General features: G+C 70.9%; 8 protein-coding genes and 1 pseudogene. 6 read left to right on the top strand and 3 right to left on the bottom strand.

Annotation, left to right across the window (positions count from 1 at the left end):
• The first annotated feature begins 691 nt into the window (after window positions 1-691).
• From K6I34_RS26955 to K6I34_RS26945, 3 genes are read left to right on the top strand one after another with little or no spacing between them, the layout of a single operon-like run.
• A complete protein-coding gene (locus tag K6I34_RS26955) occupies window positions 692-1,567 on the top strand; it encodes a helix-turn-helix transcriptional regulator (RefSeq protein ID WP_229329538.1) in 876 nt (291 codons plus the stop codon).
• 1 nt (window position 1,568) lies between these two features.
• A complete protein-coding gene (locus K6I34_RS26950; protein ID WP_229329531.1) occupies window positions 1,569-1,793 on the top strand; it encodes a DUF397 domain-containing protein in 225 nt (74 codons plus the stop codon).
• On the top strand, window positions 1,793-2,017 hold the full coding sequence (locus K6I34_RS26945; RefSeq protein WP_229329529.1) for a DUF397 domain-containing protein: 225 nt from the start codon (window positions 1,793-1,795) through the stop codon (window positions 2,015-2,017). Before K6I34_RS26950 ends, K6I34_RS26945 begins: the two co-directional genes overlap by 1 nt.
• Window positions 2,018-2,126: 109 nt before the next feature.
• On the opposite strand, the gene K6I34_RS26940 is transcribed toward K6I34_RS26945, so the two are convergent.
• The gene (locus K6I34_RS26940; protein WP_229329527.1) at window positions 2,127-3,317 is read right to left on the bottom strand and encodes a sensor histidine kinase; all 1,191 of its coding nucleotides are present in this window, start codon (window positions 3,315-3,317) and stop codon (window positions 2,127-2,129) included.
• A gap of 231 nt (window positions 3,318-3,548) precedes the next feature.
• Between K6I34_RS26940 and K6I34_RS26935 the strand changes: the two genes are divergently transcribed.
• The 3 genes and pseudogenes from K6I34_RS26935 (at window position 3,549) to K6I34_RS26925 (ending at window position 6,625) form a co-directional block, all read left to right on the top strand.
• Complete coding sequence (locus K6I34_RS26935; protein ID WP_229329526.1) at window positions 3,549-4,400, top strand: MaoC/PaaZ C-terminal domain-containing protein; 852 nt, start codon at window positions 3,549-3,551, stop codon at window positions 4,398-4,400.
• A gap of 150 nt (window positions 4,401-4,550) precedes the next feature.
• Window positions 4,551-5,634, top strand: a pseudogene (locus K6I34_RS26930) (alcohol dehydrogenase catalytic domain-containing protein).
• A 22-nt stretch (window positions 5,635-5,656) separates the two neighbouring features.
• Window positions 5,657-6,625: a 3-oxoacyl-ACP reductase gene (locus K6I34_RS26925; RefSeq protein WP_229329517.1), complete on the top strand. Its 969-nt coding sequence runs from the start codon at window positions 5,657-5,659 to the stop codon at window positions 6,623-6,625.
• A 28-nt stretch (window positions 6,626-6,653) separates the two neighbouring features.
• Here K6I34_RS26925 and K6I34_RS26920 read toward each other — a convergent pair whose 3' ends face one another.
• Together K6I34_RS26920 and K6I34_RS26915 are read right to left on the bottom strand one after the other, a co-directional pair.
• Window positions 6,654-6,809 carry a hypothetical protein gene (locus K6I34_RS26920; RefSeq protein WP_229329515.1) on the bottom strand — a complete coding sequence of 52 codons (156 nt, stop codon included), beginning with the start codon at window positions 6,807-6,809 and terminating at the stop codon, window positions 6,654-6,656.
• A 224-nt stretch (window positions 6,810-7,033) separates the two neighbouring features.
• Window positions 7,034-7,315, bottom strand: a complete 282-nt coding sequence (locus K6I34_RS26915) for a hypothetical protein (protein WP_229329513.1) — start codon at window positions 7,313-7,315, stop codon at window positions 7,034-7,036.
• Window positions 7,316-7,610 lie beyond the last annotated feature (295 nt).

Here is a 7,610-nt window from a genome sequence, read left to right as displayed (position 1 = left end):
TGAACGCACCCCACCTCGTCGCCCTCGTGCGAGCCGGAGCCCGCTTCGAACGCGGTCACCTCGTTGAACGACCCGAGCCCGCTGCTGCATGAACAACCCGCCGATCCACAGGATTTGACAATTGCTCACAGGAGGCTCGTCGGTACCGTCCAGGGGTCTCCTGGAGCATGGGATACATGCAGGACCCTGCACCGTCGATCGACCAGTACGGGGCTCACCCTGATGTCGGGACACCTTGAGCAGGCATTCCTACCCTGGTGACGGTGCGTCAAAATCGCTCGGCGCAAGGTATCCAGCTCGTCCGGGTACCTACTCGCATACATCAGAGCCTCCTCGTACACCATCTCCACGAAGCGGTGGCCTGCTCCTTCATCCCGTTCAACTCGGGTGTCGCGCCCAGACATTGTGGCAATCCCTTCTCGGTAGAGCTGATGTCTTCCTGAGCTCATCGGCGATCGCTCGCGTCGCCTCTGGGCCCAGGTGCTGCTTTGGGCAGGGCTGATCCGGAGCAGCCACACCCCCCGGGGGTGTGCCACGCCAGGTGCAGCATGATGTTCGTCACGGTGTCACAAGGTCAAGCTGCTGCATGGCAGATTGCCAAATCTCTGCCCGAAGGGGGCTGGTCGTGCTGGCCGGGACGATGAGGCGGAGCGGGTACCCTCGCACCCACACGGCAGGGAGGGGAGGGCTCATGACGGTCGCGAGCACCACCGGCACGCTCAAGGCCAGGCGGGCGCTGGGGAAGGCGCTGCGCCTGCTCCGGGATCGGAGAGGGCTCACCACTGAGGATGTCAGTGAACATCTCGGCTGCCACAACTCCAAGGTGAGCCGATTGGAGAACGGAAAACGGGCCTGCGTCAAGCGGGATTTCGACAAGCTGATGGAGCTGTACGAAGTTGACGAACCGCAGCGGGCAGAGCTCGCCCAGCTGATGCTCAAGGGCAGGCAGCGGGTACCGCCGTGGTGGCAGGCGTACGGAGACGTGATCAGCGCGAACTACGCGGAGTTCATCGCGTACGAGGCCGAGGCCGACCGGTGCCGCGAATGCCAGTCGCTGTACATCCCTGGTCTACTGCAGACATCCGATTACGCGCGTGCGGTGACGAGCCGAGGTGTCGCAGCACTCGGCCCTGATCAGGTGGACACGCTGGTCGAAGTCCGGATGCGACGCCAGGCTCGGTTGCAGGACGCCAACCCGATCGCGCTGGAGGCACTGATCCACGAAGCCGCGCTGCATGTCCCCGTGGGTGGGGTGGAAGTCATGCGAACACAGCTGCAGCGCCTCCTGGAACTTTCTCGTCGTGACAACGTCTCGATCCGTGTCGTCCCCTTCAGCGCTGGCGAGAATGGGGTCACCACCGGCGCCTTCGCCCTGTTCACCGCTGGGAAAGACGGCGATGATGACGACGTGGCCTTTGTGGAGTCCGCCGAGGCCATGACGGGTTTCCGTGACGATCCGCTGGCTGTCAAACGGCTGAGCCGTCTGTTCCGGAATCTGTCCAGTTCCGCCCTTACAGAACAAGACAGCCGCGAGTTGATCGAACGTATCGAGAAAGAGTTGGTTTGAGATGAACGAGCTGGCCGACCTCTACGCGGTCGACCTCAGTGACTTCCCGTGGCGTAAGAGCCCCCACACGGCCAGCAACGGTAACTGTGTCGAGATCACCGACATACCCGCACCTGACGGTGTTGCCGTACGCGACTCGAAGAACGTGGACATACCCGCGGCGCGTGTATCTCGAAGGGCTTGGTTCGAGTTCGTCGGTGCAGTCGACCGCGAGACTCTTGTCTGATGACGGCGCGAAACAAAGCCGACCTGTACACCTTGGAACTGAGCGGCGTGAGGTGGCTCAGCGCGCCGAGGTCAGATCCGAACGACCGGATAGAGATAGCCCATCTACCCGGAGGGGCCGTTGCCCTGCGGGCAGCGAAAGATCCCAATGGCACGGTGCTGCGCTATACCGCTGCCGAATGGGACGCTTTCACGCGAGGTGTGCGGGACGGCTCGTTCCGTTGACAGCTGCAACGAGCTCGCAACCTCTGCTTGCGGAAGGAGGGTAGAGGGCCCGTGAGCCCCAACATCTGGGCCGGAAACCCTCTCCCATCCTCCACGAGCGACACCTTGATCAGGGCGTACGGCCCTCCTCGGACCCCGGGTCCAGCGAGTCCACCGGCAGTTCCGCGACGAGCCGGAAGCCCCGGCGGCCGTCCGGGCCGGTCGTCAGGGAGCCGCCCGCGGCGGCGAGGCGTTCGGTCAGACCCTTGAGGCCCGTGCCGCTTCCGCTTCCGCTGCCGCTCCCGCTGCCGCCTTCGCCCGTTGCCGCGGTGCCGCGGCCGTTGTCGGTGATCTCCAGGCGTACCTGGTCGGTCTCGCCGCGCACCTCGACCGTGCAGCGCGTCGCGCCGCTGTGCCGTACGACGTTGGTGACGCCCTCGCGTACGCACCAGCCGAGCAGCGCCGCGGTCTGCGGCGGCAGCGGCGGGCCCGACTGCCGGAACTCCGGTTCGATGCCCGAGGCTTCGAGCACGGAGCGGGCCCGGTCGAGCTCGGTGGTGAGGGTGCCTTCGCGGTAGCCGGTGACGGCCTCGCGTATCTCGGTGAGGGCCTGCCTGCCCACGGCCTCGATGTCGGAGACCTGTTCCAGCGCCGCGTCCAGGTTGCGGGGGGCCAGGCGGCGTACGGCCTCCGCCTTCACCACGACCACGGACAGGGTGTGCCCGAGCAGGTCGTGCAGGTCGCGCGAGAAGCGCAGCCGCTCGTGCTCGACGGCGGTGCGGGCCAGCTCCTCCCGCGTGGCCTTGAGCTTGGCGATGGTCTCGAAGAGGGTGAGGACCGTGGCCGTGATGAAGCCGGAGAGCAGGGTGCCGTAGCCGACGGTCATCGCCTCGCTGGGGCCGCCGCGCAGGCTGCCGATCAGCCCCGCCGAGCCCGCGTAGAAGAACACGGCGACGCCCAGCCGGCGCTGTTCGCCCCGGAGCACGACGCCGGTGGCCAGCGACAGCAGCGGGAAGCACAGCGCCCAGTCGCCGCCGTAGCCGATGGTCAGCGCGAACGTCACCGCTGTCAGCCCCGCGAGCGCGAGGAGCGGGGCGCGGGTGTGGCGGCGCCGCTCGTCGAACCCGAGGGCGATCGTCCGGACATACAGCGCGACGAACGTCAGGATCCCCGCGCCGCCCAGCCACGGCAGCGGCGGTTTCCCGGAGAACAGGGACTCGACGTCCCCGGTGAGCATGAACAGCCAGGGGAGAAAGGCGAACTTCCCGGGCGGCTTGTGCCGCTCCATCCACTCCGTGTCGCCGCTCGCTCTTCCAATCATGCCCCCGAGCTTAAGAAATCCACGCTGACCTGGGCAGATGTAAGTGTCAGCGGTCGGCCGTGACATTTGTCCCGGGAGGGCGGCACCGGTCCGGCGGGAGGCCGCGGGAGGCTGTCCGCGGCCTTCCCACTCGCACGGCGATCGGCTATACAGGGGGTCCGCGGGTCGGATGGAACGTGTTCCAGTCAGCTGGGAAATCGCCGGCGGCGAGCCGGGAAGGAGCCCTGCCCGATGCCCATCGACGCAGCGCAGGCGGTCGCCGCCGAGCCCCGCACCACCCGGATCGCCTGGGACCACAAGGACGTCCAGCTCTACCACCTGGGCATCGGCGCGGGCATCCCCGCCACCGACCCGGCGGAGCTCCGCTACACCCTGGAGAGCCGGCTCCAGGTGCTCCCCAGCTTCGCGACCGTCGCGGGCGGCGGCATGGCCCTGGCGGGCGGGCTGGGCGCGCCGGGCATCGACGTCGACCTCGCGGGCGTCCTGCACGGCGGGCAGCGCATCGAGGTGCACCGGCCCCTGCCCGTCCGCGGCTCGGCCATCCACACCTCGCGCGTGACCGCCGTCCACGACAAGGGCAAGGCCGCCGTCATCGTGCTGCGTTCCGACGTCACGGACGCCGACGGGCCGCTGTGGAGCAGCGAGAGCGAGATCTACGTCAAGGGCGAGGGCGGCTTCGGCGGCGAGCGCGGCACGAGCACCCGGCTCGGCCTCCCGGACGAGCCCCCTTCCCACACCGTCGAACGCGCCGTCCGCGAGGACCAGGCCCTGCTCTACCGCCTCTCCGGCGACTGGAACCCCCTGCACGCGGACCCCGACTTCGCGGCGCGCGCGGGCTTCGACCGGCCGATCCTGCACGGCCTGTGCTCCTACGGCATGGCGCTCAAGGCCGTCGTGGACGAGGTGCTGGGGGGTGACGCGGGGCGGGTGCGGTCGTACGCGACGCGGTTCGCCGGGGTCGTCCACCCCGGCGAGACGCTGCGGATCCGTATGTGGGGCGGGGCCGGGCGGGTTCAGGTGTCGGTGACGGTGGTCGAGCGGGACGTTGCCGTCCTGACGGACACGGTGGTCACTCATACGTAGCGGGTAGGGCGCGCCCCCGTCAGGGGCGCGGGGAACTGCGCGACCAGCCACGACGCGGCCCGCAGTCGCGAACCGGGCGAAAGAGGCAGCCCAGTAGGCGCGGAGGCCGAACGGAAGCCCAGCCGTACCCAACCGACGGAGGGAACCCTCATGCGCGCAGCCGTGTTGCGAGAGACAGGTCAGGAGAAGCTCGAAGTCCTCGACGGCGTCGAGACGCGGACCCTCGGGCCGGGCCAGGTGAGGATACGGATGCGCGCCGCGGGCGTGTGCCACTCCGACCTCTCCGCCATGTCGGGCGTCCTGCCGCAGCCCGCGCCCTTCGTCCCCGGCCACGAGGGCGCGGGCGAGATCACCGAGGTCGGCGACGGAGTCACGGGGCTCGCCCCCGGCGACCGGGTCCTCGTCTGCTGGCTGCCGCCCTGCGGCACCTGTCCCGCCTGCCGCCGCGGCCAGGGCCGGCTGTGCCTGGCGGGCTTCATGAGCTCCGGTGCGCCCGTCTTCCGGCATGTCCCCTCCGCCGCCGACCTCTTCGGATTCGCGGGCACCGGCACGTTCGCCGAGGAGGCCGTGACCGCCGCGGGCTGCGCGGTGCCCATCCCCGACGACCTGCCGTACGACATCGCCGCGCTCATCGGCTGCGGGGTCACCACCGGCCTCGGCGCGGCCCTCAACACCGCTGCTGTTACGGCGGGTTCGTCGGTCGTGGTCATCGGCTGCGGCGGGGTCGGGGTGTGCGCCGTGCAGGGCGCGCGGCTCTCCGGGGCCGCGGCGATCGTCGCCGTCGATCCCGTCGCGTCCCGGCGCGAGGCGGCCCTGCGCTTCGGCGCGACCGAGGCCGTGCACCCGGACGCCCTCGGTGACGCCGTCGCCCGGGTCACGGGGGGCGAGGGCTTCGACTACGCCTTCGAGGTCGTCGGCAAGTCCGCCACCGCCCGCGCCGCGTACGGGGCGACACGGCGCGGCGGCACGCTCTGCGTCGTCGGGGCGGGCGCGATGGACGACCTCTTCCAGCTCAACATGTTCGAGCTGTTCTTCGACGAGAAGCGGATCCTGCCGTCCCTGTACGGCGGCGGTGACGTGCTGCGCTCGTACGAACGGGTCATCGCCCTGTGGCGGGCGGGCCGGATCGACCTCGCGGGGGCTCATCACCCACCGGGTCCCGCTCGCCGGGATCAACGACGCCCTCGACGGGATGCGCTCCGGCGAGGCGCTGCGTACCTGCGTCGAGATATAGGAGATACAGGGGAGGAGTACCCGTGGCCGTATCCCTGGCGGGCAGGACCGCCGTCGTCACCGGTGCCGGACGTGGCCTGGGCCGCGCCGAGGCCCTGGAACTGGCCGCGCTCGGCGCGCACGTCGTCGTCAACGACTACGGGCAGCCGGGCCGCGACGGCTCCGGCCCGGCGTCCGGCACACCCGCGGAGACGGTGGTGGCCGAGATCCGGGCGGCGGGCGGGCAGGCCACGGCCCATACGGGGGACGTGGCCGACTTCGCGCAGGCCCGGGACCTGATCCGGCTGGCCGTCGGTATCGGCGGCGGCACGCTCGACATCCTCGTCAACAACGCGGGCATCCTCCGCGACCGCATGGTCTTCTCCATGACCGAGGACGAGTGGGACGCCGTCGTCCGCGTGCATCTCAAGGGCCACTTCAACACCACGCGGTTCGCCGCCGCGCACTGGCGCGAGCGCTCCAAGGCGGAGGGCCGCGCGGTGTACGGACGGATCGTCAACACCTCCTCGGAGGCCTTCCTCGCCGGGTCGGCCGGGCAGCCCAACTACGCGGCGGCGAAGGGCGGCATCGTCGGCCTCACCACCTCGACCGCGGGCGCGCTCCGCAAGTACGGGGTCACGGTCAACGCGATCTGCCCGCGGGCCAGGACGCGGATGACGGAGGACGTCTTCACCGACGTACCGGAGGAGGGCGCGCCCGACGCCCTCGACCCCGGCCATGTCGCACCGCTCGTCGGCTACCTCGCCTCGCCCGCGGCCGCCGGGGTCAACGGGCAGGTGTTCGTGGTGCACGGCGGGATGGTGGCCGTCATGCAGCGGCCCCTGGTCGCCGCGCGGTTCGACGCCCGCGGGGTGGCGGAACTGGAGGCCGCGCTCACCCCGTACTTCGCGGGGCGGCCGCTCGGCGAGACGTTCGCGGCCCCCGAGGTGCTGGGGCTGAAAGCGGCTCAGGCGCCGCTTCCCGCCGAGGAGTCGGCCGGAGACGGCGCCTGAAGCGCGCGGAACAGGTGCGGGCGGGCGGTTACGGCCGTTCGGGGCGGCGGTGCTTGCCGTGGGTGGGGGCGCTGTTCTCGTCCGGGGAAGCCGGACCACGGTGCCTGCCGGAGCCGGCGGCTGCGGCCTGGGCGGACACCTCGTGCGGGCGCGCCTCGGTCGTGTCGGTTCGGGCGTCGGGCATGGGGAAAGTCACTCCGTCGGATGGGATGGCGTTGCCTGCGCTCGGGGGCCGTGGCTGTGGCGCACGGCGTCGACGGATGTCAACACGCTCTCCGCGCACGACCGTCAGGATCGCCTTCGATAACCCGTCCAGTACAGCTGCGCAGCCCCCGCCCGATACTAACGGGACCTTGATCGCCTAGCCACCCGGTCCGATCGGCGAGTCGCCCTTCCCGGGGAGGCGGATCAGGGGTGCGGGCTCTGCCCGAGCGGTGCCTGTTGCAGCGGCACCGGACGGGAGGGATCCACGTACGCCCGCACCGGCTCGTAGTGCTGGACGAGCCGGCCGCCGCGTGCCTGCGCGGGCTGCGTCTGCCGGGCCGTCGCGGACCACGCGTCGGGCAGCGCGGCGGGGTGCCCGGGGGGCACGGAGGCCGGGGCCGCGGTCCACACCTCGGCCATCCGGTCGTCGGGCTCCGCCCGCGGGGGCGGCGGCCCGAGCACGGGTCCTTGCGTGGATCCCTGCACAGTCGATCCCTGCACACCGGCCGGGGGCGACGTGTGTGCGGGGGGTGGTGTGCGGACCTCCGCGTGAACCAGCGGCGGCTGTCCCGGGGGCGGCGTCCGGTCCACGCTCCGCGCGGGGGACAAGGGAGGCGTCTGCCCTTGGGGGTGTGCGGCGGGGTGCTCCGGCATGCGGGTCGGGGACGTCGGCGCGGTGTGCGTGGGCTCGGAGGCCCGGACGACCGTCGGGCGCGGCATCGGTTCGGAAGTCGAGGAGGCCGGGGAAGCCGGGGAAGCCGGGGGAAGAGAGGTGACAGAG

Origin of the sequence: Streptomyces sp. UNOC14_S4 (assembly GCF_020740835.1) — a bacterium.
In the GTDB taxonomy this organism is placed as follows: Bacteria; Actinomycetota; Actinomycetes; order Streptomycetales; family Streptomycetaceae; genus Streptomyces.
Note: the sequence above shows the minus strand (reverse complement) of the source record. Positions and strands in the feature narration are given on the sequence as shown.

Excerpts from the sequence above, each read along its gene's own strand:
- K6I34_RS26955 (WP_229329538.1), top strand. The coding sequence starts at position 692 with ATGACGGTCGCGAGCACCACCGGCACGCTCAAGGCCAGGCGGGCGCTG.
- K6I34_RS26950 (WP_229329531.1), top strand. The coding sequence starts at position 1,569 with ATGAACGAGCTGGCCGACCTCTACGCGGTCGACCTCAGTGACTTCCCG.
- K6I34_RS26945 (WP_229329529.1), top strand. The coding sequence starts at position 1,793 with ATGACGGCGCGAAACAAAGCCGACCTGTACACCTTGGAACTGAGCGGC.
- K6I34_RS26940 (WP_229329527.1), bottom strand. The coding sequence starts at position 3,317 with ATGATTGGAAGAGCGAGCGGCGACACGGAGTGGATGGAGCGGCACAAG.
- K6I34_RS26935 (WP_229329526.1), top strand. The coding sequence starts at position 3,549 with ATGCCCATCGACGCAGCGCAGGCGGTCGCCGCCGAGCCCCGCACCACC.
- K6I34_RS26920 (WP_229329515.1), bottom strand. The coding sequence starts at position 6,809 with ATGCCCGACGCCCGAACCGACACGACCGAGGCGCGCCCGCACGAGGTG.